This is a genomic window from Streptomyces sp. NRRL WC-3618 (assembly GCF_001280005.1).
Classification (GTDB): Bacteria; Actinomycetota; Actinomycetes; order Streptomycetales; family Streptomycetaceae; genus Streptomyces.
Genome location: NZ_LGDW01000248.1, coordinates 26,644 through 53,599, shown reverse-complemented (window position 1 = coordinate 53,599; position 26,956 = coordinate 26,644). Strand labels below are relative to the sequence as shown.

Sequence of the window (26,956 nt, the reverse complement as noted above, 5' to 3'; positions counted from 1 at the left end):
AGGATCCCTCATGATGCACGTTTCGACCATGCGCGACTCCACGTTGGTGACGCAGCGCGAGCGCGACTGGAAGCCGCTGACGGAGGAGCAGTTCGAGAGCTACGAGCGCGACGGCTACCTCCACCTCAAGGGCGTCTTCAACCAGGACGAGGTGGCCCGGGGCCTCGAACTCATCGACGACGTGGTCGCCAAGGGCGCCCCGACGATCGAGAACCATGCGAGCTTCACCGACCGCAGCCACACCGTCCGCGTCCGCGACGCGGTCAGCCGCACCGCGGAGATGGACTACTTCCTCGACCACCCCAAGCTGGTCGGGCCCCTGATGACCTTGCTGAACGGCAGCGTCCAGATCCTGGGGACCGAGATATTCGTCCGGTCCTTGCAGGAAGAGGCTCTGGAGTACTGGCACACCGACGGCGGCGAGTACCTGCAGCGGATCCAGCTGACCCCGGGCAGCCCCGGCCTCCAGGTCAAGGCACAGATCTTCTTCACCGACGTCACCGAGTCCCACAGCGGCAACTTCCTGCTGATCCCCGGCAGCCACCGCACGCTGCCCACCAGCAACAACGCGCTGTGCTACATGGAGGAGCTGGACGAGCCGCTGCGCCGCGGTGTGCTGCCGGACAACGCCGTCGAGGTCAAGGCCGCGCCGGGCGACGTACTCCTCTTCCCGTACTCGCTCTGGCACGCCGTGGCGCCGAACACCCACCGTGAGCGCAAGACGTTCATCCTCCGCTACGGCCAGCTGTGGCACCGTCCGCACGACTACTTCAGCCAGCCCCAGGAGATCCTGGACCGCATGTCGCCCCGACTCCGGCGCATGTTCGGCGACTTCGGCGGCGAGGCGCACCCCACCGACTACTACAAGCCGGTCGACCAGGGCGACGTCATGGCCGCCGGAGGCACCTATGGCCAGCGCTGACCCACTGGTCGGCGCCCGCAGCCTGACCGACCTGTTCGCCAGGTCGGTCAGGCTGCGGGGCCAGGCCGCCGCCCTCTCCGAGAGCGGCCGGGAGATCACCTACAGCGAGCTCGACGAGGCGTCGGACGCCGTCGCCGCGCTGCTCACCGACGCCGGGGTGGGCCGTGGTGACCTGGTGGGCGTGCTCCTGGAGCGCTCCCACCGGGTGCCCGGCTGGATCCTCGGCATCCTCAAGGCGGGAGCGGCCTACGTACCGCTCGACCCGACCTATCCCCGCGAGCGGCTGCACTACATGGTCGTCGACGCCCAGCTGAAGATCCTGGTCGGCGACCCGGAGCAGGCGGCCGCCTGCGGGCTCGACGGCGTCGAGGTCATCGACCCCCGCACGCCCGCGCCCCCCGTCACGCCCGCCGGCCCGCCGGACCCCCAGGACCCGGCGTACGTGATCTACACCTCGGGGTCCACCGGGCAGCCCAAGGGCTGTGTCGTGACCCACGCCAACGTGCTGGCGCTCCTCGAAGCCACGCTCCCGCTGTTCGACTTCGGACCGCGGGACCGCTGGTCGCTCTTCCACTCCTTCAGCTTCGACTTCTCCGTCTGGGAGCTGTGGGGGCCCCTGGCCACCGGCGGTACCGCCGTGGTGATTCCCACCGCGGCGGCCCGCGCGACCGAGGACTTCCTGCGGCTGCTGGCCGACGACGGTGTCACCGTGCTCAACCAAGTACCCTCCGTCTTCCGCTTCCTGGCCCGTGAGTACGTCGACTCCGGCGCGCCCGACCTCGCCCTGCGCTATGTGGTCTTCGGCGGCGAGAACGTCGACCTGGACGTCGTCAGGGCGTACACGGACGCAGCCGGGGACCGGGCACCGGAGTTCGTCAACATGTACGGCGTCACCGAGACCACCGTGTTCACCACGGGCAGGACGCTCACCCCCGAGGACCTCGCCGGCGCCGTGCGCTCGCCCATCGGCGTACCGCTTCCCCACCTGTCGGTCCAACTCCTCGACGGGGACCTTGCCTTGGTGCCCGACGGCGAGGCCGGCGAGATGTGGGTGGCCGGCACCGGGGTGACGGCGGGCTATCTGAACCGCCCGGAGCTCACCGCCGAGCGCTTCCGCACGTTCGACGGGGCGCGCTGGTACCGCACCGGCGACCTCGCCCGTCGGCTGCCGGACGGCGCCCTGGAGTACCTGGGACGCAACGACCAGCAGGTCAAGATCCGCGGCCACCGGGTGGAGCTCGCCGAGGTGGAGGAGGCGCTGCGGGCCGACACGGCCGTCCACGACGCGGCCGCCGCGGTGACGTACGACGCCGACGGCACCGCCGTGCTCATGACGCTGGTGGTCCCGGCGGACGACGGCGCTTTCAGCGTCGCCGCGCTGCGCCGCCACGCCCGCGCCACCGTGCCCGCCTACCTGGTGCCCAACCGCTTCCTGCGGGTGGACACGCTGCCGCTGACCCCCTCCGGCAAGCTGGACCGGCGCGCGGTCCAGGAACTCGCCGAAGCCGGCGGCGCCCCGCTGTCCGCGCCCGCCGCCGCACGCACCCGGGTGCTGGTGGTGGACCCCATCCACGAGAGCGCCCTGGCCGAACTGCGCCGCACCTACGACGTCCAGGTCGAGCTGCGGCCTCCGGCCGACCGCCTGGCGCGGCTGGTCGAGGACGTCGAGGTCATCGTGGTGCGCAGCGGTGTGCGCATCGACGCGGACGTCATACGAGCGGCGCGGCGGCTGAAGGTCGTGGCCCGGGCGGGCTCGGGGGTGGACAACATCGACCTCGACGCCGCGGGGGCCGCCGGGGTGGCCGTGTTCAACGTTCCCGGAGTCTCCGCGCCGGCCGTCGCCGAACTGGCCCTGGGGCTCATGCTGTCGGCCGCCCGCCACATCGTCCTGGCCGACCGCCAGGTGCGGGCCGGAGTCTGGAACAAGGCCGCCCTGGCGGGCATTGAACTCGGCGGGAAGACCCTCGGCCTGGTGGGGCTGGGCCAGATCGGCTCGCGCCTCGCCCAGTTGGCGCACGGCTTGGGGATGCGGGTGGTCGCCACCGTCGACCGGGACACGCCCGAGCGCCGGGTGGAGCTGCGTGGGCGGGGAGTCGAAACGGTGGCCCTGGACGAGCTGTTGGCCACCGCCGACGTGGTGTGCCTGGCCGTGCCGCTCACCGACCGTACACACCACCTGATCGACGAGCGCGCACTGCGGGCCATGAAGCGTTCGGCGCTGCTGGTGAACATCTCACGGGGGCCCGTGGCCGACGAGGAGGCCTTGTACCGGGCGCTCACGGACGGCGAGATCGCGGGCGCCGCACTCGACGTGGTGGCCGAGGAGGGCAACCCCGGTCGCCTCGCCGAGCTGGACAACGTCGTGATCACGCCGCACATCGGCGCGATGTCGGCGGACTCCCAGCAGCGCATCGGCCGGATCCTCCTCGACTCGCTGCACGAGGTGCTCGCCGGACGGAAGGTGGCCACCTCATGCCCATGAACAGCGCCGTGCTCACCGAGTACGGGCGTATCGAATACCGGAGCACTCCCGTGCCCGCCGCCGACCGGGAGGAGCTCCTGGTCCGGGTGCTCGCCACCGGCGTGTGCGGGTCGGACCTCGCCACGTACCGGGGCGCGCACCCCTACAAGACCGCGCCGGTCGTCCTCGGCCACGAGCTGTGCGGCGTCGTGGAGCGGGCGGCGGGCGGCTTCGCCGTCGGCGACCTGGTCTGCGCGGCGGCCTACGCGCACTGCGAGAGCTGCGAGCGGTGCGCTCAGGGGCTCACCAACCTCTGCCGGGACAAGCGGAACCTGTGCCACCTGGGGTGGGAGGGATCCTTCGCGGAGTATGTGACGCTCCGGCCACACATGACCTTCGCCCTGCCCCCGGGGCTCGATCCGGAGCTCGGCGCGCTCGTCGAACCGCTCTCCATCGGTCTGCACGCCATCCGGCTGGCCGGCCCGGCGCGGGGGAGAACGATGCGCGTCATCGGATCCGGCAGCATCGGCCTGGCCTGCCTGATCGCGGCACGCCGGCTCGGCTTCACCCGGATCACCTGCACAGACGTCGGCCAGGAGAAGGGCGAGCGCGCCCTGGCTCTTGGCGCGGACGCGTACGCCGACGTCCTCGCCCCGGCCGGGCCGTCCGCCGAGGCGGACGTCGTCGTGGTCGCGGCCGGCCACCCCGACGCGCTCGACGAGGCGGTCGGCGCCGTGCGGGCGGGCGGCACCGTGATCGTGGTCAGCTTCTTCGACGGCCCCGTGCCGCTGGCGGCCAACGCCCTCGTCGGCCGGGAGGTGACGGTCATCGGCTCCTCGTTGTCGACGGCCGCGGACTTCCGCACCGTGATCTCCTGGCTGGCCGCCGGGGAGATCGACCCCCGCCCCATGGTCACGCACCGTTTCGCGCTGGCCGACACCGCCGAGGCCATGAGCCTGATGGCCGAGGGCAAGCCCACCACTGGCAAGATCATCCTTACTCCGCGAGGTGACGCATGACGCTGTGTATCGGCATCGTGGGAGGCACCGGCCACGCCGGCGGCGAACTCGCCCGGCTGCTGCTCAACCACCCCGGCGTCGGCTCCATCACGCCCACGGCCCGGGGCGGGGAGGAGTTCGACCGGGTCCACCCCAATCTGCTCGGCTGCGGGCTGAGCTTCGTCGACGCGGAGGAACTCCGGCGCCGCGCGGACGACCTCGACGTGGTGTTCTTCTGCACCCCGTCGGGCGAGGCGATGCGCTCGGCGGCCTTCTTCCTGGACCGCGGGGTGAAGGTCATCGACGTCAGCGCCGACTTCCGCTTCCGCGACCCGCAGCGGTACGCCGAGGTCTACGGCGCGCCGCACGCCGCCCCTCACCTGCTCGACGAGGCCGTCTACGGGGTGACCGAACTCCACCGCGAACAGGTCGCCGGAGCCCGGCTGGTGGCCAACCCCGGCTGCTACGCCATCACCACCGTGCTCGGACTGGCTCCCCTGCTGTCCAGCGGCCTCGCCGACCTGGACATCCCCGTCCACCTCGCCGCCGTCAACGGCACCACCGGGGCCGGGAACAAGCCGCTCACCGAGATCATGCACGCTGAGGCGTTCGGTTCCATGCTCCCGTACAGCCTCGAAGGGCACCGCCACGCCCCGGAGCTGGAGAATCATCTCGCGCCGCTGGCCGGCCGGGAGTTGTGCGTCGACATGACCACGGCACACGGCAACTTCGCCCGGGGCATCTACATCCAGGCGAGCCTGGCCGTCCGTCCGCAGGAGCGCGAGCGGATCGACCGGGCCGCGCTGCTGGACCTCTACGAGCGCTACTACGCCGACGAGTTCTTCGTCCGAGTCAACAGCGCACCCAAGAAGGCCGGGCTCAACGCCAAGGAGTACGGCGTCTATCCGAGGCTGACCGCCGTCACCGGCTCCAACTTCTGCCACATCGGCGTGGATTACGACGCGGACCGGGGCTTCGTCAAGGTGATCGCCGTGACCGACAACCTCGTCAAGGGCGCGGCCGGATCCGCGATCCAGAACATGAACGTGATGTTCGGCCTCGACGAGCGGACCGGCCTGTGCCAGTACGGGCTGTGAGCACCATGCGGCTGCTGCGCGATCACCCCGTCGTGCCCGGGGAGCGCTGGGTCTACTCTGCCGGGTTCAACGTCGGCCCCGCGCTGACGGACACCGGCCGGATCGACACCGAGCTTGACGACCTGCGCGGCCTGGCCGTGGCGGGCGCCCGGGTCGCGCTCCTCAGCCACCAGGGCAGCGCGAAGGACGGCACGGCCCGGCACCTGGACTATCTGGCCGGGTACCTCGGCCGGTGCCTGGGCCAGGAAGTCCGCTATCTGCCGGCATGCTCCTCACGGCAGGCCCAGAGCTGGGCGGCTGAGCTGCGCGACGGGGAGATCGCTCTGTTCGGCAACGTCCGGCTGGAGGCGGGCGAGGAACGCGGCGACCGCGAACTGGCCGCCGCGCTCGCCCGCCTGGGCGACCGGGTGGCGGTCGGCGGATTCTCCAAAGCACACCGCCGCCACGCCTCCAACGTCGGCATCCTCGCGTTCCTGCCGGGCTACGCGGCCTCCAGTCTCCTGGGTGAGACCGAGCTGCTGCGACCGTGGGCGGCCGGTGGCGGGGCGGCAGGTGGCCGGACGGCAGGTTCGGTGGCCGTGCTGGGCGGCGTCAAGGCGGAGAAGACGGCGGTGGGGCTGGAGAGCCTGACGCGCGCGTACGACGTGGTGATCCCCGGCGGGGCGGTGCTCAACACCCTTCTGGCGGTCAGCGGTCACGCCATCGGCGACTCCGAGCTGGGCACCGAGGCCGAGCGCTGCGCCGCCGTGGCACGCACCGTACTCGGCCGCCGGAACCGGGCTCGCATCCACCTGCCGCGTACGGTCCTGATCGCCGGCCCCGAAGGCGCCACCCGGACGGTGGACGTCGAGAAGGGGGTCCCGGACGGCTGGGCCATCGTCGACTTCGACCTCGAACGGTGGGCGGTGGACGCGGTACGGGAGGCCGACCGGGTCCTGATGGCCGGTACGCCCGGCCGACACGCCGAGGGAAACCACCGTGCGGCGGCAGCGGTGCTCGGCGCCCGTGAACCCGGCGAGCCGCACACCCTGCTGCTCGGCGGCGACACCGTCGCGGAGCTTCCCTGGACCGGTCCCCGGTCCACCGGCGGCGGCTCCGCACTGCACTACCTCGCAGACGGCACCTGCGCCGTCATCGAGGCACTCGAGGACAACCGGAAGAACGGAGTCGGTGACCATGCGGCTTGAGTTCCCCGTACCCACCCACGTGGTCTTCGGGAGCGGCACCCTGGACCAGGTCGGCGCGCTCTCGGCCCAGTGGGGCGGGCACGCGCTGATCGTGTGCGGGCGCACCGCGATGCGCCGCCACGGCTTCCTGGACCGGGCGGCGGACTCGTTGCGCCGGGCGGGCCTGTCGGTGACCGTCTTCGACAGGATCAGCGCCAACCCCCGGTCCGACGAGATCGACGAGGCCGTGGCGCTGGCGAAGTCGCGGTCCTGCGACGTCGTGATCGGCCTGGGCGGCGGCAGCGCCATCGACGCGGCCAAGGCCGTGGCCGTGGCCGGCCCGTACGACACCGTGCGCGACATCATCGGCGAGACGCTCACCGCCTCCCCGTCCGCCCTCCCCGTCATCGCCGTGCCGACGACGGCCGGCAGCGGGTCGGAGGTCACCAAGGGGGCCATCGTCACCGACGTGGTGCGGGGCTTCAAGTCCGGCATCCGGGGCGACGACGTCTTCCCCAAGGTCGCCGTCGTGGACCCGGACCTCACCGCGCCGCTCCCGGTCGCGGTCGCCGTCGAGACCACCTTCGACGCGCTCGCCCACGCGATCGAGGGCTATGTGGCGGCCCGCGCGACCGACGAGAGCCGGTCCCACGCGCGGTACGCGATCGCGCTGATCCGCGACCATCTGCCCCTGGTCGCCGCCGGGAGCAGCAGCCCGCAGATCCGGGAGTCGATGGCCCACGCCGCACTGCTCGGCGGCGTCAACGTCGCCTGCGCGAGCACCTGTCTGCCGCACCGCCTCCAGCAGGCGATGGGCGCGGTCCGGCGGATCGACGTACCGCACGGCAGGGGCCTGGCCCTGCTCTACCCGGCCTGGCTGCGCACCGTCCAGCCGCACGCCAAGGACGGCTTCGCCGACGTCGCCGAGGCCCTGGGTCACCACGACATCCACCAGGCGGTCTCCGGCGTGCTGGCCACGGCGGGGCTGGCGACCGGACTGGAGAGCTGGGGGTTCACCGCCCGCGACATCGACACGTTCGTCGACGGCATCAGCGGAAACCTCGACAACGATCCGACTCCGGACATCGACACCGACCTCATCCGGCACATCTACGCGGACTCCTTCCGCACGCCGTAGGACGCACCAAGGCGGCGGGCACGGTCCGATTCTGACGGCCGGTCACACCGCGAGCCCCCAGCCTGACCTTTGGTCCGGCCGAGGGCTTGCGGAGTCGTACGAATGGTCAGCCCGGTGTTACGGCGAGGTGGACTGCTGTGGGGAGCGGAGTACGAGCAGGGTGATCTCGCTGGGGGCGAAGATGCGGAAGGGCGGGCCCCAGAAGCCGGTGCCGCGGCTGGTGTAGAGGAGGGTGCGGGGGCTGTGGTGGCTGAGGCCGGCGAGGGCGGGCTGGTCGATGCGGACCAGGTGGTGGAAGGGCCAGATCTGGCCGCCGTGGGTGTGGCCGGAGAGCTGGAGGTCGATGCCGGCGGCTGCCGCCCTGTCGATGAACTTGGGCTGGTGGGCGAGGAGCAGGACGGGCAGGTCGGGGTCGGCGCCGTTGAGGGCTCCGGCGAGGTGGGCGCGGTGGCCGGTCAGGCCGGAGGATTCGGCGGTGACGTCGTCGACGCCGGCGACCACGAGGGTGTCGCCTCCGCGTTCGAGCAACAGATGGCGGTTGCGCAGCGGCTCCCAGCCCAGCTCGTCCATCAGGTCGACCCAGCCCTGGGCTTCGCTGTAGTACTCGTGGTTGCCGGTGACGTACACCCGGGCCCGGGTGGCCCGCACGGTGGCGAGGGGGGCGGCCTGGGCACGGCGGCGTTCGGCCGTGCCGTCCGCGATGTCGCCGGTGTGGCAGACCACGTCGGCTTCCAGCGTGTTCACCGTCTCGCACACCCGTGCCGACCAGCGGGCGCGGTCGAGCGGGCCGTAGTGGGTGTCGGTGATCAGGACGACCCGGATACCGTCCAGGCCGGCACCCAGCCGTGGAAGTTGCACGTCGAGTCGGCGCACGCGTGGCACGCGGCGGGCCTCGGCGTACCCCCACGCGAGCAGTACGGCGGTGACGCCGAGGACGGCCCAGGTGACGATCCGGGCCCGGTCCTGACCCTCGCCGACGCCGGCCACGGACAGCGCGAGCCGCAACAGGACGCCGAGCAGAACGGACCAGGTGAACAGAACCCAGCTGGTGCCCAGCAGGGTGTCCCCGACGATCGCCGCCCGGTCCTGCTGACGCCGGCCGTGGCCGCGCGCCATCGCGAGCGGCATCGTGATGAAGCCGAGAAGGAACAGGGCGGTGCCGGGCAGGGTGACGGGCAGGGGCCAGTGCTGGCCCGTGTGCAGGAGCAGCAAGCAGGGCACGGTCCACAGCAGGACGGGGGCGATCAGGGGGAGGTAGCGCATCAGACGGTGCAGTCGGCTCTGCTGAGTCGCCCGCGCCGCACTGCCGGCGGATCGGGTTTCGCTGGCGTCGGTCACGCGTCCCCTCCTTGAGTAACCAGGCTGCCGTTGCGCGCACTGTATCCGGCTGTCCCGAGCCGGTCGGACGGGGACAGGCGCTACGAGATCCTTGCCGCCCGAAGCCCGCGCTGATCCGACGTCGGGCAGTCAGCGCCTGGTCGCGTACCTGGTCAGCATCACGCCGTCAGGAAACGTCCGGGTCTCCACCAGGCTCAGGTTCACCCAGTTGTCCAGGGCCGTGAAGAACGGCGTGCCGCCGCCCACCAGGACCGGATGGGTGACGATCGCGTACTCGTCGATCAGCCCGGCCCGCATGGCCGCTGCGGCGAGTGTGGCGCCTCCGATGTCCATGGGGCCGCCGTCCTGGGCCTTCAGCCGGGCGATCTCGGTGACCGCGTCGTCGGTGACCAGGCGGGTGTTCCAGTCGACCGTGCTGGCCGTCGACGAGAACACCACCTTCGGCATGTTCCGCCAGCGGCGGGCGAACTCGACATGCGCCGGTGTGACGCCGGGCTGCTGGTCGGCGGTCGGCCAGTGGGAGCTCATCGTCTCCCACAGTCTGCGCCCGTACAGCGCCAGGCCCGTCGCCCCCACCCGGTCGGACCACCACTGGAACAGCTCGTCGCTCGGCACGCTCCAGCCGAGGTCGTCGCCGGGCGCGGCGATGTAGCCGTCCAGGCTCTGGTTCATGCCGAAAGTCAGTGTGCGCATGGCGTCAACCTCCCGTGAATCGGGTGACCGGGCAAATCTGTCGCGGTTGGACTGTCGCGTCGTCCGTCTACTGAAGAGCCATGTGCGAATTGGCCGGATATGGAAACCTGACGGTGGGTAAGTTCACGCGGGGCTGTCGCCGCGGCGGCTGGGGGGAGCGCACGGTGGCTCGTGCTGTAGGGATCGACCTTGGTACAACGCATTCTGTGGTGAGTGTCCTCGAAGGCGGGGAGCCGACCGTCATCGCCAACGCGGAGGGGGACAGGTCCACGCCCTCTGTCGTCGCCTTCACGAAGGACGGTGAGGTGCTGGTCGGTGAGGCGGCCAGGCGGCAGGCGGTGACAGACGGTGCTGGAGATCAAGGTCTACGAGGGTGAGCGCGAGATCGCGGCGTACAACAAGATGCTCGCCACGATCCAACTGACAGGTCTGCCTCGGGCGAAGGCCGGCGAGCCTCAGATCGAGGTCGCCTTCGACATCGACGCCAACGGGATCATGGACGTCTCCGCCAAGGATCTGGGCACCGGCGAGGAGCAACGTGTGACGGTCACCGGCGGATCCGCACTGCCAGGGGCCGACCTCGAACGCATGGTGCGTGAGGCCCAGCGGTACGCGGAGCGGGAGTGCCTGCGCCGTGAAGCCGCCGAGACGCGCGACCGGGCCGATCAACTCGTCCACGCCACCGAGAAGTTCGTTCACGACCACGAGGACACGATGCCGGGCGACGTCAGGACCGAGGTCGAGGCAGCGGTCGGCGAGCTCAAGGAAGCCCTGCGGAACGGGGACGACGTGGCCGTCCGCGAGGCCATGCGGAAGGCTGCCGCCGGTGTGGCCGCGGCCTCTCGTACGGCCGATGTCACTCGTACGGCTGATGTGGACGACGCCCGGACCGACACGGCCGGTGACATTCAGGGGGGTGCTGCCGACGGCAGCGGAGAGCCCAGGGTGGTGTCCGGGGGCTGACCGCGAAGGGCGAAAACAGACGACGATCGGACAGTCGTACGGACGGCGAGGGCCGGGGAGCAGGTGGCTTCCCGGCCCTCGCCGTCTGTTCGTGAGCGGCTCTGACCAGGTCTGATCGATTCGGTCCGGCGGGGGAATACGTGTCCGAATGATTTATCGGTCTGCCGTGCGAGGTCTCATACCAGAGCGGGACGCCGTGTGGGGGAGTTTGTCAACTGCCCACCGCACATGATGCCTTGCCGACTACTGTGAGTGGCCGCCGGGCGACACAGGGCCGTTTTCTTCGGCCCCCGACCGGCAATGCGATGGCACACGCCCGAGTCGCGCAGACGCGCGATCCCAGGTCCCGACGCACCAGTACGAGGACGAAGATGTCTCACCTCCGAGCACCGGCCCCCCGCGCAGACCGCCGTGAGGGCGGGCGGCACGGTCGGCCGGTCGCCCGTGCCGTCCCCTCGCTGCCCGAGACCCACATACGGCCGCAACTGATGCGGCTCGCCGTGCTGCCGCCGCTCGCGGTCGCCCTCAGTGCCTGCGCGGCGGTCCTGTTCCTCATCCGCTCCAGCGGGGTGCGGCCCACCCTCACCCTCTTCGCCGTGCTCGCCGGGGCGGTCGGCGTGGCTCTCGTCGGCATCGTGATCGCTCTGGTGGCCGCCGACCGCACCGCCAGATCCGTACGCGAACGCCTCGGTGCCCTGCGCCAGACCAGCGTCCGCGGTGAAGCCGACCTGGGCGCCCTCGTGGAGGCCCTGCGGCGCGGCGACCCCCTGCCGGCCCGCCGGCCGCGTGGTGAACCGGCGGCCGACGCCGACGACTTCGAGCTCCTCGGCGCCGACCTCGCCCGCGCCCACGACGGCGCCGTGACCGCCGTCGTCCAGGCCTCGCAGCTCTCCAGCCAGGCGGGCAGCGAACAGAAGGTCGAGGTCTTCGTCAACCTCGCCCGGCGCCTTCAGTCGCTCGTGCACCGCGAGATCTCCATCCTCGACGAGCTGGAACACGAGATCGAGGACCCCGACCTGCTCAAGGGCCTCTTCCACGTCGACCACCTCGCCACCCGCATCCGTCGCCACGCCGAGAACCTCGCCGTCCTCGGCGGCGCCGTCTCCCGCCGCCAGTGGAGCAACCCGGTCTCCATGACGGAGGTGCTGCGCTCGGCCATCGCGGAGGTTGAGCAGTACTCGCGGGTCAAGCTCGTGCCCCCGATCGACGGCACCCTGCGCGGACACGCCGTCGCCGACGTCATCCACCTGCTCGCCGAACTCGTCGAGAACGCCACCCTGTTCTCCGCCCCGCACACCCAGGTGCTGCTGCGCGCCAACCTCGTGACCTCGGGGCTCGCCATCGAGGTCGAGGACCGCGGCCTCGGTATGCCCGTGGAAGAACAGCACAAGATGAACGCCCTGCTCACCGATCCCGACCAGGTCAACGTGGCCAGCCTGCTCCAGGACGGCCGCATCGGACTCTTCGTCGTCTCCCAGCTCGCCCGCCGGCACGGCATCCACGTCCGCCTGCAGACCAACATCTACGGCGGCGTGCAGGCCGTACTCGTGGTGCCGCAGGGGCTGCTGGGCACGGAGCCGGGACAGGGCGCATCCGGAGTCGTCCCGCAGCCGCGCCTCCAGACGACGCCTCAGCCCCAAAGCCGCGCCCAGGCCCAGATCCACGAGACCGGGGGCATGCGCAGGGTGGCCGAGCCGCCCCAGCAGCGTCCGTCGGCCGCCGGCCACGAGGAACGGCCCCCGGCGCCCCGCCCGCAGACCGGCGGCTCGCCGGCGCGCCGGCCCCAGGCGCCCCGGCCGGCCATACCGGCGCCGAACGGCCGGGGCCCCGCCCCACTGCCCGTACGCGGGGCGCACCCGGAGCGGCCCAACCCGGCGGAGGCGATGCCCGGCATCCGCCCCGACGACCGGCGCACCGTCACGGACAACGTGGCCGCGCCGTCCACGCCCCGCAACAGCGCCGTGCGCGGCACCATGGGCAAGCCCCAACTGCCCCGCCGCCGCGCCCAGGAACACATCGCGCCCCAACTGCGCGGCGGCCCGGCGGCTCCCCGCCCGGAGAGCGACGACGTCGTAGAACACGACCCCGGCCTCATGGCCGCCTTCCAGCGCGGCATCGGGCTCGCCGAGGCCCGCCAACTGGAGGCGGACTACACGGACCCGGCCATCGCGGCGATGGAGAGGGAGTACGAGGCGCGGTACGGAGAGCGGGCGCGCACGGAGGCTGCGGCCTCCGGACAACCGGCGCCCTCGGAACGGACGTACACGAAGCCCGCGTACCCGACCGCCTCGGAGACCGCCCATCAGGAACCGGGGTCCATGGAGCGGATCTCCACGAGGCCACCCGGACCGGGCCTGTCCCCGGTGGCCCCGGACGGGGGCCGCACCGATGCCGCCGCGTACCCCACGGCCCCCAGGGACCACAGGGACTCTCCGGATTCCAGGGCCGTACCGCCCGGGGACACCTCCCCCATACCCGAGGCGCACCGACTGCGCGCGCCCGGCCACGACCTGGACCTCACCACCCGGCACGACGGGAGCGCACCTGCCGGATGACCACCCCCCACAGCACCACCACCCGCAGCAGCACCAGTGCTGCCCCCACCCCCAGCGCTCCCGCAGACCTTCGTACCCCAAGGAGTCGATCCACCATGGCGAGCGATCTGCCGACCGGCCATGTATCCGACCTCGACTGGCTGATGAGCGGCCTCGTCCAGCGCGTACCGCACACCACGAGCGCGGTACTCCTGTCCTGCGACGGACTCGTCAAGTCCGTGCACGGACTCGACCCGGACAGCGCCGACCACATGGCCGCCCTGGCCTCCGGTCTCTACTCCCTCGGACGCAGCGCGGGCATCCGGTTCGGAGACGGAGGTGAGGTCCGGCAGGTCGTCGTCGAACTCGACTCGACCCTGCTGTTCGTCACCACCGCGGGCTCCGGCACCTGTCTCGCCGTGCTCGCGGGCCGGGAGGCCGATGCCGCGGTGCTCGGGTACGAGATGGCGATGCTGGTCAAGAGCGTCCGCCCGTACCTGATGACCGCGCCCCGGCAGTCCGCCGTCGAACCGTCGGCGATGAGGCCTTGAGCGTGACGGCGGCCGGCGACGGGCCCTGGCTCGACGACGCGGCCGGACGGCTCGTGCGCCCCTACACCGTCAGCAATGGCCGGACCCGGCCGTCCACCGCCCTCGACCTCATGTCCCAGGTGATGGCCACCGGGGCCACCCCGCTCGGCTACCTCGGCCCCGAACACGAACAGGCGCTCGAAATGTGCCGGTTGCCCGTGTCGGTCGCCGAGATGGCCGCCCAGCTGAAGTTGCCGGCGGCGGTCACCAAGGTGTTGCTGTCCGACCTCGTCGACTGCGGCGCGCTCACCACCAAACCGCCCGAGTTCTCCCACAACCCCACTGACAGGTCTCTTCTGGAGGCAGTGCTCGATGGACTACGACGACAGCTCTGATCCCTTTCCCACCGCCTTGAAGATCCTGGTGGCGGGAGGGTTCGGAGTCGGCAAGACGACCCTGGTCGGCGCGGTGAGCGAGATCGCGCCGCTCAGCACGGAGGAACTGCTCACCACGGTGAGTGCCTCGACCGACAGTCTCGAAGGCATCGAGAACAAGGTCGAGACCACCGTGGCGATGGACTTCGGTCGCATCACCCTGGATCCGCAACACGTCCTCTATCTGTTCGGCACGCCCGGACAGGAGCGGTTCTGGTTCATGTGGGACGAGCTCTCCGAAGGCGCGCTCGGCGCGGTGATCCTCGCCGACACCCGGCGCCTGGAGGACTGCTTCGCGGCCGTCGACTTCTTCGAACAGCGCGGCCTCGGCTTCATCGTCGCGATCAACGAGTTCGACGGTTCCTACCGCTACGACCCCGAAGAGGTGCGCGCCGCGATCGACCTCGACCCCGCCATCCCGATCGTGCGCTGCGACGCCCGTATCTCCAGTTCGGGAGTGCAGACCCTGCTCACGCTCGTACGGCATCTGCTCGCCCACGCGCCCGCGTCCGCGCCCAGCGCCCACAGTGAGGGAGCCCGCCCATGAGCTACGACCCGCCCCGCCCGGCCGGTCGTCTGCTGCTGACCCCCGAGGACAGCGACGCCCCCGCCCGCACCCGGCGGCTGCACGGACTGGGCCTCGGGGAACGGCCCGAACCTGCCCTGGACGCCTTCGCGGACCGCCTCGCGGAGCTGGTCGGCGCGCCCTACGCGATGGTCAACTTCATCGGCGAGGAGCGGCAGTTCTTCGCCGGGCTCCATGTCCCCGGCGACGCCGACACCGGCAGGCGTCGGGACGCCGGCGCCGACTCCGAGGAGGTGAAGCCGCGCGTGGGCCGCCGGCTGCCGCGCGACCACGGGTTCTGCCCGCATGTGGTGGTCCGGCGCAAGGCACTGGTCCTGGAGGACGTCCGGGACTATCCGCGGTTCGCGGGCAACCCGGTCGTCGACGAGTTCGGTATCCGGTCGTACCTGGGCGCGCCGCTCATCGACACGGCGGGCATGGCGCTGGGCACGGTGTGCGTCGCCGACTTCGAGCCGCGTCCCTGGGGGAGGGCGGGGCTCGAGACGATCAAGGCGATGGCGGCGGAACTGGTCGGGCAGCTCGTGCCGGGGGAAGGCACCCTCTGAGGGAGCCCGATTCCAGGGGGATTCGTTCCCGGGGGACTGCGTCCGCGTCACACGCGCGTCTTCGGCATCGTCGTCATCGCCTTTGTCATACGGAGACCGTCTCGCCGTCCGGGAACATGATCAGGGCGCGGCCCTCCTCCGTCACCGCGCACGACACCGCCTCGCGCAGGGCCTGCGGATGCACGGCGTCCCGGGTCAGCGCGACCAGGGTCACGAACAGCCGGGTCGCTCCCGGGGCTTGGGCCGAGCACCGCAGGTAGGGCGTCGCCGAGTGCGGGCCGAAGGCGTTCGAGTCGACCTCGCGGGCCACGCCCGTCACGTCGTCCCAGCCGTGCAGCGCGACGACCACGCTGGTCAGCCCCGAGCCGGTACGGGTCAGGGCCCAGCCGTCGCCCCGCTCGGCCTCGGGCACGGCGGTGTCGGCCACCGCGTAGCCCCCCTCGCGGACAGCCACGTCGGCCGGTGCCTGGACACGGTGCGCACGGATCTCCCACGAACCGTGCAGCAAGCTCGTCGACTCGACCCGGAACTCCCCATCGACACCGGGGAGTTCGGCTTCGTACCAGGAGGCGGCGACCCGTCCCGAGCAGTGCAGCGGAACGATTCTGCGTCGGCGCGACGCCGTGCCGTCGGGCGCGAGGAGCGCCAGGTGGCCGTCCACGTTCCGCTCCCAGGCCACCGAGCCCGTCTCCGGTGCGGTGGCCGTCGAGTATCCGAACTTGGCGTAGTGCGGATCGTCGTCGGCGGGTCCCTCCATCGGGTTGTGGTCACTGCCGTGGTTGACGAGACGCACGATGCCGTCGTGCCGGGTGCCGTGCAGCAGCCACCCCGGTCCCGGCAGCGCCGTGTACTGGTCCGACTCCTCGACGGGCAGCGGGCGTTCACGGGCGGTCCACACCGCGTGCTCCGGGGGCAGCAGCAGGCCCAGGAAGGCCATGCTCGACCAGTACGGGGATCCCGGCCCCGAGTTCGCCTGGGTCGCGGGCAGAAACGTGCCGTACCAGCCCAGCGGCAGCAGCCCGCGCTCGTCGGGCACCCCGCGCTCCACGAAGTGCGCCACCGCGCCCGAGGCCAGCCGCCGGGTCAGCCCCGGCGCCAGCGGAGTGCACCGGGCCAGCGCGCCCAGCCAGACGGGAGCCGTCGCGGCGAAACGGTACGTCAGGGAGCGGCCCTGGTGGACGGGGGCGCCGTCCGCCCCGAAGAAGTGCGGATAGGAGGTGAGGAACTGAGCGAGCCGACGCCGGTGCACCCGGCCGCGCCCGCCGTCCGCACCGCCCGTCATCCGGCTCCAGAGCAGCGGATACAGATGCAGCGCCCAGCCGACGTGGTAGTCGAACGTACGGCCGTCGCCGTCGCTGTACCAGCCGCCGCCGACATACCAGTCGTCGATCCGGTCGAGTCCGCTGTCGATGTCCTCCTGGCGGTGCGGCGCGCCCACGGAGGCCAGGAACTGCTCGGCGACGACCTGGCACAGCCGCCCGCTGTCGTCCCGGGTGCGGCGGCCCACGAATCCCCACAGCCAGTCGACGATCCGCTCCTGGACGTCCACGTCGAGCCGGTCCCAGATCCAGGGGCGGGTCTCGTGCAGCCCGATGGCGATCGAGGCCGCCTCGGTCATCGGCTGGGAACAGTCGGTGAGTTCGGGCCAGGCCTCGCCGCTGTCACGGTCCGTGCCCGTTGTCAGACCCTGCGCGTAGCGTTCTACGAGACGGGCGTCCACCTCGCCCGCCGCTCCCGCGATCCGGAAGGAGGCCAGCAGAAATGACCGTGCGAAGCCCTCGAGTCCGTCCGACACCACGCCCGCGGAGGAGTTCCGGCCCGGCAGCCGGTACTGCGCGAGACCCGGCGTCGCGTAGGGGACCAGCGCCGCCAACTGCCGGTCGGCGAGCGCCTCCCAGTGTGCCCGGGTCCAGCCGGTGAACAACGACAGGACCCGGTCGTTGGGCGGGAGCGCCAAGTGCGGTGCGGGCATGATGGTTCCTGGCTCCTTCGACGGGCCCGGCGGAGCTGGGCTGTCAGTCCGTGGGTCGGTTCACCCATGGGTTCGCGCGGTTTCTCAGAAGGGATACGGCTGACGGTTCCGGTCGGATCAACAGGCGGTCGGCTGTTCTCGTTCATCCGGCCAAGGGGGATGTGCCGGTCGACCTGCGCTCCTCGTACGGAGGGCGTGAAGGAAAGCTGCGGCGGCGCTTAAGAAAACCTCGATGGACCGGGGCGTCGCGGTACGGCAGATTTCTTGCCGACGACGTCACCACTCTCCCCGGCACGGGCTCCTTCGGCGTGCCCTGGACCGGGGCCTCACCCACAGGAGCCGCTGCGTTGAAAGCGCTGGTCAAGGACAAGGCGGAGCCCGGGCTGTGGCTCGCGGACGTACCGGAACCGGCCGTCGGCCCCGGTGACGTACTGATCAAGGTGCTCAGAACCGGGATCTGCGGCACCGACCTGCACATCCGGGCCTGGGACGGCTGGGCGCGGCAGACGATCCGTACGCCGCTCGTACTCGGGCACGAGTTCGTCGGCGAGGTCGTCGGGACCGGACGCGATGTCACCGAGATCGGTGTCGGCGACCGGGTCAGCGGCGAGGGGCACCTCGTGTGCGGCCGGTGCCGCAACTGCCTCGCCGGGCGCCGTCATCTGTGCCGGGCCACGGTGGGGCTCGGTGTCGGCCGCGACGGTGCCTTCGCGGAGTACGTGGCGCTGCCCGCCGCCAACGTGTGGGTGCACCGGGTGCCCGTCGACCTCGACGTGGCGGCGATCTTCGACCCGTTCGGCAACGCCGTGCACACCGCCCTGACCTACCCGCTGGTGGGCGAGGACGTCCTGATCACCGGGGCCGGCCCGATCGGGCTGATGGCGGCGGCGGTGGCCCGGCACGCGGGAGCGCGGAACGTCGTCGTCACCGACGTCAGCGAGGAACGGCTCGAACTGGCGCGAAAGATCGGCGCGAGTCTGGCGCTGAACGTCTCCCGCGCGACCGTCGCCGACGGCCAGCGTGCCCTCGGGCTGCGCGAGGGCTTCGACATCGGCCTGGAGATGTCCGGCCACCCCGAGGCCCTGCGCGACATGATCGCCAACATGACGCACGGCGGACGGATCGCCATGCTCGGCCTGCCGTCCGAGGAGTTCCCGGTCGACTGGTCCCGGATCGTCACCTCCATGATCACGATCAAGGGCATCTACGGCCGTGAGATGTTCGAGACCTGGTACGCGATGTCGGTGCTGCTGGAGGGCGGCCTCGACCTCGCCCCGGTCATCACCGGCCGCTACGACCACCGCGACCACGAGGCCGCGTTCGCGGACGCGGCGAGCGGCCGGGGCGGCAAGGTCATCCTCGACTGGACCACGTAACTCCCTCACAGCCTCAGGAGCTTCTGTCATGTTCGACTCCGTGCGCGACGACCTGCGCGCCACCCTCGACGAGATCCGCGCCGCCGGTCTGCACAAGCCCGAGCGTGTCATCGGCACCCCGCAGTCCGCGACCGTCTCCGTGACCGCGGGCGGGCGCCCCGGCGAGGTGCTCAACTTCTGCGCGAACAACTACCTCGGCCTCGCCGACCATCCCGAGGTCGTCGCCGCCGCCCACGAGGCACTCGACCGCTGGGGCTACGGCATGGCCTCCGTGCGCTTCATCTGCGGTACGCAGGAGGTGCACAAGGAGCTGGAGGCCCGTCTTTCGGCGTTCCTCGGCCAGGAGGACACGATCCTCTACTCCTCCTGCTTCGACGCGAACGGAGGCGTCTTCGAGACCCTCCTCGACGCCCAGGACGCGGTGATCTCCGACGCCCTCAACCACGCCTCGATCATCGACGGCATCCGCCTGTCCAAGGCCCGCCGCTTCCGGTACGCCAACCGCGACATGGCCGATCTGGAACGGCAGTTGAAGGAGGCGACGGAGTCCGGCGCGCGCCGGAAGCTGATCGTCACCGACGGCGTGTTCTCCATGGACGGCTATGTGGCCCCGCTGCGCGAGATCTGCGACCTCGCCGACCGCCACGGCGCGATGGTCATGGTCGACGACTCGCACGCCGTGGGCTTCGTCGGGCCCGGCGGCCGGGGCACGCCCGAACTGCACGGCGTCATGGACCGCGTGGACATCGTCACCGGCACGCTGGGCAAAGCGCTCGGGGGCGCGTCCGGGGGGTACGTGGCCGCGCGCGCCGAGATCGTCGCTCTCCTGCGGCAGCGCTCACGGCCCTACCTGTTCTCGAACACGCTTGCCCCGGTGATCGCCGCCGCCTCGCTGAAGGTGCTCGACCTGCTGGAGTCCGCGGCCGACCTGCGGACCCGGCTCGCCGAGAACACCGCACGGTTTCGCCGCCGGATGACCGAGAGGGGCTTCGACATCCTCCCCGGCGACCACGCCATCGCGCCGGTGATGATCGGTGACGCCACTAAGGCGAGCCGGCTGGCGGAACTGCTGCTGGAGCGCGGTGTGTATGTGATCGGCTTCTCGTACCCGGTCGTGCCCCAGGGGCAGGCCCGGATCCGCGTCCAGCTGTCGGCCGGGCACTCCACCGAGGACGTGAACCGTGCCGTGGATGCCTTTGTCGAGGCCTGGGCGGAGCTGGAGCGCTGACGGAACCGTCGCGGGCATGCCTTCCCGGGCATACCGTTCCGGACGTACTGGATAATCGATCGCGTGATCGAAGCACGGCGGCTCCACATCCTGCGTGCGGTGGCCGACCACCGCACGGTGACGGCGGCTGCCGCCGCGCTGTACCTCACCCCCTCCGCCGTCTCCCAGCAGCTCACGGCCCTGGAACAGGAGACCGGCCGCCGGCTCGTCGAGCGCGGCGCCAAGGGCGTACGGCTGACCCCGGCCGGCGAGATCCTGCTCGCGCACACCAACGTGGTCCTCGCCCAGCTGGAGCGGGCCGAGGCCGAGCTTGCCGCGTACGACTCCGGCGCCGCCGGCACGGTCACCGTCGCCGCCTTCGCGACCGGCATCGCGCTGGTCGTCGCCCCCGCCCTGGCCCGCCTCGCGGAAACCGCCCCCGGCATCCGGATCCGCGTCCAGGACGCCGAGGGCGACGCCAGCCTGCCGATGGTGCTGGACCGGCAGGTCGACGTCGCGGTGGCCGTCGAGTACCGGGGAGCGCCGCCCGCCGACGACCCCCGGCTGACCCACGTCCCCCTCTACGCCGAGCCCTTCGACGCGGTCGTCCCGGTCACCCACCGTCTCGCCGACGCCCACGAGGTGCCGCTCGCCGAACTGGCCAAGGACCCGTGGATCGGGCCGTACCCCGGCAATCCCTGCCACGAGGTGGTCGTCCTGGCCTGCGAGAACGCCGGTTTCCGGCCCCGCCTCGAACACTCCTCGGACGACTTCCGCGCGGTCGTGGCCCTCGCCTCGGCCGACGCCGGCGTGGCCCTCGTACCGCGGTCGGCGCTGCGCGGCATGGACCTGACGGGTGTGGTCGTGTGCCCGGTCGACGGGATCGCCCCCACCCGGCGGGTCTTCGCGGCCGTCCGCAGAGGAGCAGAGCAACACCCGTTGATCCGCCCCGTGTTGGACGCGCTGGGCGCAGCCGCCGAGGAGTAGCCGTGTCTCCCGGCGCGGGGGCGGAGCTCCTCACGCCGGTGATCGCGGACCGTCGCGGATCGTCGTGGGTGAATGTCAGTGGCATTGGCTACGGTGCGTTGTATGCCCGAAGCCGAAGACGTACGCCGTATCTCCCTCTCCCTGCCGGACACGACGGAGAAGATCGCCTGGAGCATGCCCACGTTCCGGGTCGCGGGGAAGATGTTCGCCACGCTGCCCGAGGACGAGACGTCCATCGCCGTGCGCTGCCCGAAGGACGAGCGCGACGAACTGGTCCTGGCCGAGCCGGAGAAGTTCTGGATCGCCGACCACGAGGCGGGCTTCGCCTGGGTCAGAGTGCGCCTGGCCGCACTGGAGGACGAGGGCGAACTGCGTGACATCCTCGCCGACTCCTGGCGCCAGGCGGCTCCGCCCCGACTGGTCGACGCCCACCCGGAGTTGGGGATGCCGCAGGTCGGCTGAACGCGAACGGCGCGCTCAGGCCACGAATCCCCGGATCCGCTCGCGGAGCGTCGGCGCGTCGAGCCCGTGCGCGGCCACGTGCTCCTCGACGTCCCCGTAACGGCGCAGTTCGCGACGTCCCACGCCGAGGCCCAGAACGCGGTGGGGCACGTCGGCGAGAGCGTCGTTCACGACGGCAGTCGACGTGCCCGCGAGATACGGCTCGACGAGGACGACGTCGGTGCCCGCCGCCTCGGTGGCCCGACGCAGCGCGGCCGTGTCGAAGGGCCGTACGGTCGTCGCGTACAGGACGGTGACGTCGAGCCCTTCCGTGGCGTCAAGGACCGCGTCGAGCATCGGCCCGACGGCGATGACGACACCGGAGCGGCCCGCGCGGAGGGTGCGGAACCGTGCGCCGTCGACCGGGAACCCCTCCCTGTTCGACTGCAACGACAGCCGTACGTACACCTTGTCGTCACCGGCGGCGACCGCGTGCCGCAGCAGCGTCTCGGCCTCGTCGGGGTGGCCCGGCACATGCACTGTCCAGCCGTCCAGGGTGTCGAGGAGGGCCACGTCGCCCGGCGCCATGTGCGTGAAGCCGCCGGCGGGCCAGTCGAAGGAGGCGGCGGCGCTCACGAGGACCGCACCGACGTCCTGGTGCCCGAGGTCGAGCTTGACCTGCTCGAAGGGCCGCTCGACGAGGAAGCTCGCGAAGGTGTGCATGACGGGGCGCATACCGGTGAGCGCCAGGCCCGCGCCCGCACCGATGAGCAGCTGCTCACGGATGCCCACGTTGATCACCCGGTCGGGGTGCCGGGCCTGTGCCTGAGCGAACTGGGCGGCGCCGATCTCGGCGAGTACGACGGCGACGCGTTGGTCTTCGTCGAGCAGCTGGGAGAGGACGGGGGCGAAGCGGTCACGCATGGTGTCCATGGGGGGAGTGGTTCCCTTCAGGTCGGTCAGACCAGTTGGATCGGTCAGATCGGTCGGTCCGGATGGGCGGGTTGATCGAGTCGATCGGGTCGATCGGGTCGATCGGGTCGATCGGGTCGATCGGGTCGATCGGGTTGGTCGGGTTGGTCGTGCCGGGTCAGTCGGACTTCGGTTCGACTCGCGCCACGACGGCGTGGGGTCGGCCGGGATGGGGGGTGGTGAAGGCGCTGTACAGGGCCTCGTGGTCACGGCCGTCGACGGTTGCCGTGGACCAGCCCGCGGCCTCGAAGCGGGCGGCGATGCCACCGGGCCGGCCATGGCTGGCGGACGCGTTGTCGACGACGACCGTGTGGAGGCGTTCGAGGCCTGCGGGACCGGCGAAGGCGATCGCCTCGTGGTTGCTGCCCTCGTCCAGTTCGGCGTCGCCGATCAGCACCCATACCGCGGGCTCGCCGAGCCGCTGGGCGCGCAGCCCCAGTGCTGTGCCGACCGCGATCGGCAGACCGTGCCCGAGCGAGCCGCTGCCGATCTCGGCCCCCGGCACGAGCACGCGGTCGGGATGGTGGCCCAGTGGCGAGTCGTATGAGCCGAAGCCGGGCAGCCAGGCCATGGGCAGGAAGCCCTTCGCGGCGAGTACCGCGTAGTACGCCATGGGCCCGTGCCCCTTGGACAGCAGGAACCGGTCGCGCCCGGGGTCCGCCATCCGGTCCGGGCCGACCCGCAGGACCTTGTCGTAGAGGACCCAGAGCACGTCCAGCGTGGAGGTCGCCGCCGGACCGTGCTTCTCGTCGCCGGTCATCAGCCCCATGAGCCCGGTCAGCTCGGCGTACTCGTAGGTGTCGTGTGTCTGGTTCGGATCGATGTGCGTGGCCGTGGTCGTCATGGAGACGATCGTGTGACCTCAACCAAACTTGAGGTCAAGCGGTGGGTGGGTGAACAAAGTGGTGCGCGACCATCGACCCGAGTGCGGTATTGTTTCCATGCGTGTTCGGCCAGGGGAAACCCCAGGTCAGACAGCATCGGGACGTGGCGCAGCTTGGTAGCGCACTTGACTGGGGGTCAAGGGGTCTTGACTGGGGGTCAAGGGGTCGCAGGTTCAAATCCTGTCGTCCCGACTGGAGACAGTCGCAGGTGAGGGCCGGTTTCGGAGATATCCGAAACCGGCCCTTGGCCGTTCTTGGGGACCAGTTGGGGACCGGCGTTCTTGACCGGCGATGTGCCGGAGCGGTACGGACCCTGGGACCGGGTCTATGACCTGTTGAGACGCTGGCAGCGGGACGGCACCTGGGGGCGGATCGTCACCCGGCTCCAGGCGAGGTCGATGCGGGTCATCTGACGAAGACTACGGAGCTGGCTGGCTCTGCAGGTCAAGGGCCAGGGCACTTCCGCGACAGGCCCCTTGCCGTTTAACCGCTGAGGCAGTGGGCGCCGCTGTCAGGGGGTGTGTCAGAGTCTGTGGATGCTTGAGATCGTGGTGAAGACGGAGACCGGGGAACGGCACGTCTGCGTGTCTGTCGAGGACTTGGCCGAGCTGGTTCGGCGTATCGGCGGCGGCGGTGACCGGTTCCTGGTCGTCCAGCGGGTACCCGACCTGCCGGACGTCTTCGCCCAGATATGGCACGAGTCCGGCGGCGACTATACGCTGGAGCACCGCGACGGCGCCGCCGACCGGCACTTCCAGGCGATGGTCGACGACGTCGAGGCCGTGATCGCGGCGATGACCGGCTGGGCCAGCCGGAAGTCCGGTTGGGATGCCGGTCTGGACTGGTCGTTGGTGGACATGGGTCCGGCCGGTGAGGTGCCGCCCCTCGACCTCGCCGAAAGCGAGCGCGAGGAGTTGGAGCAGCGGATCCGTGAGGTGTTGGTCGGGGGTTACGCTTCCCGTGCCGAACTGGCGGAGCTCGCCGAGGAGTACTTGGTCACAGAGGATCGCCGGCCCGTCTCGCGGGAACAGGCGACTGCGCTGGCCGACCGGATGTGGCTGGAGCGCGTCGCGGAGCAGACCGAGTGGCAGGGCGAGACTGACCCTGAACGGCTCGCCCGCGCGTTCACCGCCCTGCAGGGGGCCGGCATCACTGCCCGCGAGAACTTCACCTGCTGCCGCAGCTGCGGCCAGTCCGAGATCGGCGGCGAAGGCGGGCCCGACACCCGCGGCTTCGTCTACTTCCACACGCAGTGCACGGACTCCGCCGTGGCCGGCCACGGATTGATGCTGCTCTACGGCGGCTTCGACGGCTCGTCCGTGACCACCGCAGCCATCGGCCACGAGGTCGTGGCCGCCCTCGAAGCGGTTGGCTTCCCTGTCGAGTGGGACCGCGACCCCGACCGGGCCATCACCATCACGTCCCTGGACTGGCGCCGCCGCCTGGTCGGATAACGTCTCGCCCTGGCTGCGGCCGGACGCCGCCACCGCGCCGGACCGCTCGTTCTGCCACACCTACGGCCGGGGCAAGGGCGAGCACCGGATGATCCCGGTCTGGCCGTACTCGGCCGTTGCCGCGCTGGAGACCGGTCGCACCTCCTGGGCCGCGATCCTGGACGCGGGCCGGTTGGAGCCCGGCGCGGACGTCCCCGCCCTCACCGCCGGCCAACTCGGTTACGTGGTTGAGGGGTTGCCTGCCGCCGGTCAGTGACGCGCGGGTGATCCGGAGATCCTGGTCGTCCTGGACGCCGGGTACGACGCGCCCCCCGGATCTACCACCTGCTGGCCGGTCTGCCGGTGCAGGTCCTGGGACGGCCCTGCTCGGACCGGGTGATGCGCCGTCCGGCACCCACCCGCGCGGAGTTCGCCCTGGCCCACCCGGCCGGGGGCCGTCCGCCCAAGCACGGCGGTGAGTTCGTCTTCGGTAGCGCTGCGATGTCGCCGCGGAGGTCAGTTCTGGGCGGTGGGCCGCACGACGATCTCGTTCACGTCGACCGCGGCGGGCTGTTCGCTCGCGAAAGCGATGGCCCGGGCGATTGCGTCGGGCGGGATTGCGATGTGGTCTCTCATCCTCGTGATCTCTGCTCTGACCTGGCTGTTGGTTGACGCCTCCGCGAAATCGGTCACCGTTGGACCGGGCGACACAGTGGTCACTCTCAGGGAGTCGCCGGCTTCCTGGCGCAGTCCTTCGCAGAGGGCCCGGACCGCGAACTTGGTGCCGGCGTAGACCGCCATTGTCGGCACGATGCGAAACGCGGCCGTGGAGGCTGTGGTGATGAAGTGCCCGGCGCCCTGTGCCCGGAAGACCGGCAGCGCGGCCCCGATTCCGTGCAGCACACCCTTCACGTTGACGTCGACCATGTGGTCCCACTCTTCGACGCGCAGATCGTCGAGAGGCGAGATCGTGCCGACTCCAGCGTTGCTGACGAGTACGTCGAGTCGGCCGAATCGCTCACCGGCCAGCGCGACCAGAGCGTGCAGGTCGTCCCGCCGGGTCACGTCGGTGCGGATCTGTACGGCAGCGCCACCAGCCTTCTCGATCCGGGCCACCAGTTCCGACAGGCGCTCGGACCGGCGGGCGCCGAGGACAAGTCGCGCGCCCCGTTCGGCGAGCATCAGCGCGGTCGCCTCGCCAATGCCGCTGCTGGCTCCGGTGATCGCCACCACTTTGCCTTTGATTCCGGACATGAAGTCGCCCTCTCCGTCCTTGACACCGGGCCGGGGTAGTGAGCGGCAGCAGGTCCTGGTGGAGCGTACGGAAGCTGTTGCGCACTGGACGGCCGGGGGCAGGTGTGACTGTGTGAGGCAGTCGGCACTGCCGAGGCCTTGTGCTCGCACATCAGTCTTCAGGAGCTTTAGCCTGGTATCCAGACCGTACTTATTCTGGAACTGAAGGTGCCCGTCATGCCCACGCCGCCGGACCAACGCCGTCAGTTGAGTGCGTTTCTGCGCAGCCGCAGAGAGCGCCTCACCCCTGACGAGGTGGGCCTGCCGCAGACCGGCCGCCGCCGGACTCCGGGACTTCGCCGGGAGGAACTGGCGCTGCTGGCCGGGATCAGCGCCACCTGGTACACATACCTGGAGCAGGGGCGGGACATCCGCGCCTCCGAACAACTGCTCAACGCCCTCGCCGCGGCGCTGCGGCTCGACCGTCATGAGCGCCATCACCTGCTCCAGCTTGCCGGTCACGCGCCTGCGGCCGAAGTCGAGGAACGCGAGCCGCTGACGGTCGAGGCGGGGGCGGTCCCCCTGTTGCTCCAGCCGCACCCGGCGTACATCATCGGCGGCAACTATGACGTCCTCAGTCACAACCGGGCGGCCGACGAACTGTTTCCGAAGCTCATCACCGAGGCGGGTCGACCGGACAACTTCGTCCGCTGGGTCTTCCTCGAACCGGTGTCCCGGGAGGTTCTGCTCGACTGGGAACCCGAGGCACGCGGCCTGCTCGCCCGACTTCGGCCGCTGGCCGCACGCCATTCCGGCGACCCGCGGTACACCCGCCTGATCGAGGAACTGCACGACGGCAGCCCGGAGGTGCGGGAGTGGTGGCCCCAGTACGAGGTGCAGGCCCGGCACAGCGGTCGGAAACGGCTACGACACCCGCAGCGGGGGGTGGTCGACTATGTGTACACCGCTTTTCACCTGGCCGAACAGCCCGAGCAGACGCTGGTGGTCTATTTCGACAGCACTGAACTGCCCGACGGCGCGTAGCA

General features: G+C 71.1%; 26 protein-coding genes, 1 tRNA gene and 1 pseudogene. 22 read left to right on the top strand and 6 right to left on the bottom strand.

Annotated features, from left to right (window positions below):
• Positions 1 to 10 precede the first annotated feature (10 nt).
• Genes ADL01_RS21705 through ADL01_RS21680 form a run of 6 tightly spaced genes read left to right on the top strand, consistent with a single transcriptional unit; the run spans position 11 to position 7,782 of the window.
• Positions 11 to 922 (top strand): phytanoyl-CoA dioxygenase family protein, encoded by a 912-nt coding sequence (locus ADL01_RS21705; RefSeq protein ID WP_053743698.1) that lies wholly within the window; start codon positions 11 to 13, stop codon positions 920 to 922.
• The gene (locus ADL01_RS41090) at positions 909 to 3,404 is read left to right on the top strand and encodes an amino acid adenylation domain-containing protein (protein WP_063783562.1); all 2,496 of its coding nucleotides are present in this window, start codon (positions 909 to 911) and stop codon (positions 3,402 to 3,404) included. Before ADL01_RS21705 ends, ADL01_RS41090 begins: the two co-directional genes overlap by 14 nt.
• Positions 3,395 to 4,402, top strand: coding sequence for a zinc-dependent alcohol dehydrogenase (locus tag ADL01_RS21695; protein WP_053743697.1), 1,008 nt, complete (start codon positions 3,395 to 3,397; stop codon positions 4,400 to 4,402). The genes ADL01_RS41090 and ADL01_RS21695 overlap by 10 nt, the downstream gene beginning before the upstream one ends.
• Positions 4,399 to 5,478: an N-acetyl-gamma-glutamyl-phosphate reductase gene (gene argC / locus ADL01_RS21690; protein ID WP_053743696.1), complete on the top strand. Its 1,080-nt coding sequence runs from the start codon at positions 4,399 to 4,401 to the stop codon at positions 5,476 to 5,478. Before ADL01_RS21695 ends, argC begins: the two co-directional genes overlap by 4 nt.
• A gap of 5 nt (positions 5,479 to 5,483) precedes the next feature.
• Positions 5,484 to 6,665 carry a phosphoglycerate kinase gene (gene pgk, locus ADL01_RS21685; RefSeq protein ID WP_234354747.1) on the top strand — a complete coding sequence of 394 codons (1,182 nt, stop codon included), beginning with the start codon at positions 5,484 to 5,486 and terminating at the stop codon, positions 6,663 to 6,665.
• Positions 6,655 to 7,782, top strand: a complete 1,128-nt coding sequence (locus ADL01_RS21680; protein WP_053743694.1) for an iron-containing alcohol dehydrogenase — start codon at positions 6,655 to 6,657, stop codon at positions 7,780 to 7,782. Before pgk ends, ADL01_RS21680 begins: the two co-directional genes overlap by 11 nt.
• A gap of 117 nt (positions 7,783 to 7,899) precedes the next feature.
• Here ADL01_RS21680 and ADL01_RS21675 read toward each other — a convergent pair whose 3' ends face one another.
• The gene (locus ADL01_RS21675) at positions 7,900 to 9,120 is read right to left on the bottom strand and encodes a metallophosphoesterase (protein WP_053743693.1); all 1,221 of its coding nucleotides are present in this window, start codon (positions 9,118 to 9,120) and stop codon (positions 7,900 to 7,902) included.
• A 129-nt stretch (positions 9,121 to 9,249) separates the two neighbouring features.
• Positions 9,250 to 9,813, bottom strand: a complete 564-nt coding sequence (locus ADL01_RS21670; protein ID WP_053743692.1) for a dihydrofolate reductase family protein — start codon at positions 9,811 to 9,813, stop codon at positions 9,250 to 9,252.
• A gap of 80 nt (positions 9,814 to 9,893) precedes the next feature.
• Here ADL01_RS21670 and ADL01_RS47840 point away from each other — a divergent pair, with 80 nt between their 5' ends.
• The 7 genes from ADL01_RS47840 to ADL01_RS21640 all read left to right on the top strand — a co-directional run bounded on the left by ADL01_RS47840 (position 9,894) and on the right by ADL01_RS21640 (position 15,405).
• Positions 9,894 to 10,190: an Hsp70 family protein gene (locus ADL01_RS47840; protein ID WP_078960677.1), complete on the top strand. Its 297-nt coding sequence runs from the start codon at positions 9,894 to 9,896 to the stop codon at positions 10,188 to 10,190.
• On the top strand, positions 10,162 to 10,776 hold the full coding sequence (locus ADL01_RS21665) for an Hsp70 family protein (RefSeq protein ID WP_053743691.1): 615 nt from the start codon (positions 10,162 to 10,164) through the stop codon (positions 10,774 to 10,776). Before ADL01_RS47840 ends, ADL01_RS21665 begins: the two co-directional genes overlap by 29 nt.
• 371 nt (positions 10,777 to 11,147) lie before the next feature.
• Positions 11,148 to 13,331, top strand: a complete 2,184-nt coding sequence (locus ADL01_RS21660; protein WP_199834882.1) for an ATP-binding protein — start codon at positions 11,148 to 11,150, stop codon at positions 13,329 to 13,331.
• 95 nt (positions 13,332 to 13,426) lie between these two features.
• Positions 13,427 to 13,861: a roadblock/LC7 domain-containing protein gene (locus ADL01_RS21655; RefSeq protein WP_053743689.1), complete on the top strand. Its 435-nt coding sequence runs from the start codon at positions 13,427 to 13,429 to the stop codon at positions 13,859 to 13,861.
• Positions 13,862 to 13,863: 2 nt separating this feature from the next.
• Complete coding sequence (locus tag ADL01_RS21650) at positions 13,864 to 14,235, top strand: DUF742 domain-containing protein (RefSeq protein ID WP_053743688.1); 372 nt, start codon at positions 13,864 to 13,866, stop codon at positions 14,233 to 14,235.
• Complete coding sequence (locus ADL01_RS21645) at positions 14,213 to 14,821, top strand: GTP-binding protein (RefSeq protein WP_053743687.1); 609 nt, start codon at positions 14,213 to 14,215, stop codon at positions 14,819 to 14,821. Before ADL01_RS21650 ends, ADL01_RS21645 begins: the two co-directional genes overlap by 23 nt.
• Positions 14,818 to 15,405 (top strand): GAF domain-containing protein, encoded by a 588-nt coding sequence (locus tag ADL01_RS21640; protein ID WP_053743686.1) that lies wholly within the window; start codon positions 14,818 to 14,820, stop codon positions 15,403 to 15,405. Before ADL01_RS21645 ends, ADL01_RS21640 begins: the two co-directional genes overlap by 4 nt.
• Positions 15,406 to 15,490: 85 nt before the next feature.
• On the opposite strand, the gene ADL01_RS21635 is transcribed toward ADL01_RS21640, so the two are convergent.
• Positions 15,491 to 17,377 (bottom strand): DUF2264 domain-containing protein, encoded by a 1,887-nt coding sequence (locus tag ADL01_RS21635; RefSeq protein WP_053743685.1) that lies wholly within the window; start codon positions 17,375 to 17,377, stop codon positions 15,491 to 15,493.
• 347 nt (positions 17,378 to 17,724) lie between these two features.
• Between ADL01_RS21635 and tdh the strand changes: the two genes are divergently transcribed.
• From tdh to ADL01_RS21615, 4 genes are all read left to right on the top strand, one after another.
• The gene (tdh, locus tag ADL01_RS21630; RefSeq protein WP_053743684.1) at positions 17,725 to 18,753 is read left to right on the top strand and encodes an L-threonine 3-dehydrogenase; all 1,029 of its coding nucleotides are present in this window, start codon (positions 17,725 to 17,727) and stop codon (positions 18,751 to 18,753) included.
• 28 nt (positions 18,754 to 18,781) lie between these two features.
• On the top strand, positions 18,782 to 19,981 hold the full coding sequence (locus tag ADL01_RS21625; RefSeq protein ID WP_053743683.1) for a glycine C-acetyltransferase: 1,200 nt from the start codon (positions 18,782 to 18,784) through the stop codon (positions 19,979 to 19,981).
• Between the two features lie 63 nt (positions 19,982 to 20,044).
• Positions 20,045 to 20,947 (top strand): LysR family transcriptional regulator, encoded by a 903-nt coding sequence (locus ADL01_RS21620; RefSeq protein WP_053743682.1) that lies wholly within the window; start codon positions 20,045 to 20,047, stop codon positions 20,945 to 20,947.
• A 102-nt stretch (positions 20,948 to 21,049) separates the two neighbouring features.
• Positions 21,050 to 21,409, top strand: coding sequence for an MmcQ/YjbR family DNA-binding protein (locus tag ADL01_RS21615; protein WP_053743681.1), 360 nt, complete (start codon positions 21,050 to 21,052; stop codon positions 21,407 to 21,409).
• Positions 21,410 to 21,424: 15 nt separating this feature from the next.
• On the opposite strand, the gene ADL01_RS21610 is transcribed toward ADL01_RS21615, so the two are convergent.
• Positions 21,425 to 22,321, bottom strand: a complete 897-nt coding sequence (locus tag ADL01_RS21610; protein WP_053743680.1) for a transketolase family protein — start codon at positions 22,319 to 22,321, stop codon at positions 21,425 to 21,427.
• Positions 22,322 to 22,478: 157 nt separating this feature from the next.
• On the bottom strand, positions 22,479 to 23,204 hold the full coding sequence (locus ADL01_RS21605; RefSeq protein ID WP_053743679.1) for a transketolase: 726 nt from the start codon (positions 23,202 to 23,204) through the stop codon (positions 22,479 to 22,481).
• Between the two features lie 137 nt (positions 23,205 to 23,341).
• On the opposite strand from ADL01_RS21605, the gene ADL01_RS21600 reads away from it, so the two are divergent.
• The 4 genes and pseudogenes from ADL01_RS21600 to ADL01_RS42365 form a co-directional block, all read left to right on the top strand.
• Positions 23,342 to 23,436 (top strand) — tRNA-Pro (locus ADL01_RS21600).
• A gap of 89 nt (positions 23,437 to 23,525) precedes the next feature.
• Complete coding sequence (locus ADL01_RS42370) at positions 23,526 to 23,657, top strand: transposase (RefSeq protein ID WP_234354745.1); 132 nt, start codon at positions 23,526 to 23,528, stop codon at positions 23,655 to 23,657.
• 123 nt (positions 23,658 to 23,780) lie between these two features.
• A complete protein-coding gene (locus tag ADL01_RS21595) occupies positions 23,781 to 24,698 on the top strand; it encodes a DUF6891 domain-containing protein (protein WP_053743678.1) in 918 nt (305 codons plus the stop codon).
• Positions 24,697 to 25,178, top strand: a pseudogene (locus ADL01_RS42365) (transposase); the annotation flags it as partial. The gene ADL01_RS21595 and the pseudogene ADL01_RS42365, both read left to right, overlap by 2 nt.
• 15 nt (positions 25,179 to 25,193) lie before the next feature.
• Here the strand turns inward: ADL01_RS42365 and ADL01_RS21585 are convergent.
• Positions 25,194 to 25,931 carry an SDR family oxidoreductase gene (locus tag ADL01_RS21585; protein WP_053743677.1) on the bottom strand — a complete coding sequence of 246 codons (738 nt, stop codon included), beginning with the start codon at positions 25,929 to 25,931 and terminating at the stop codon, positions 25,194 to 25,196.
• Positions 25,932 to 26,147: 216 nt separating this feature from the next.
• Between ADL01_RS21585 and ADL01_RS21580 the strand changes: the two genes are divergently transcribed.
• On the top strand, positions 26,148 to 26,954 hold the full coding sequence (locus tag ADL01_RS21580) for a helix-turn-helix transcriptional regulator (RefSeq protein WP_053743741.1): 807 nt from the start codon (positions 26,148 to 26,150) through the stop codon (positions 26,952 to 26,954).
• Positions 26,955 to 26,956 lie beyond the last annotated feature (2 nt).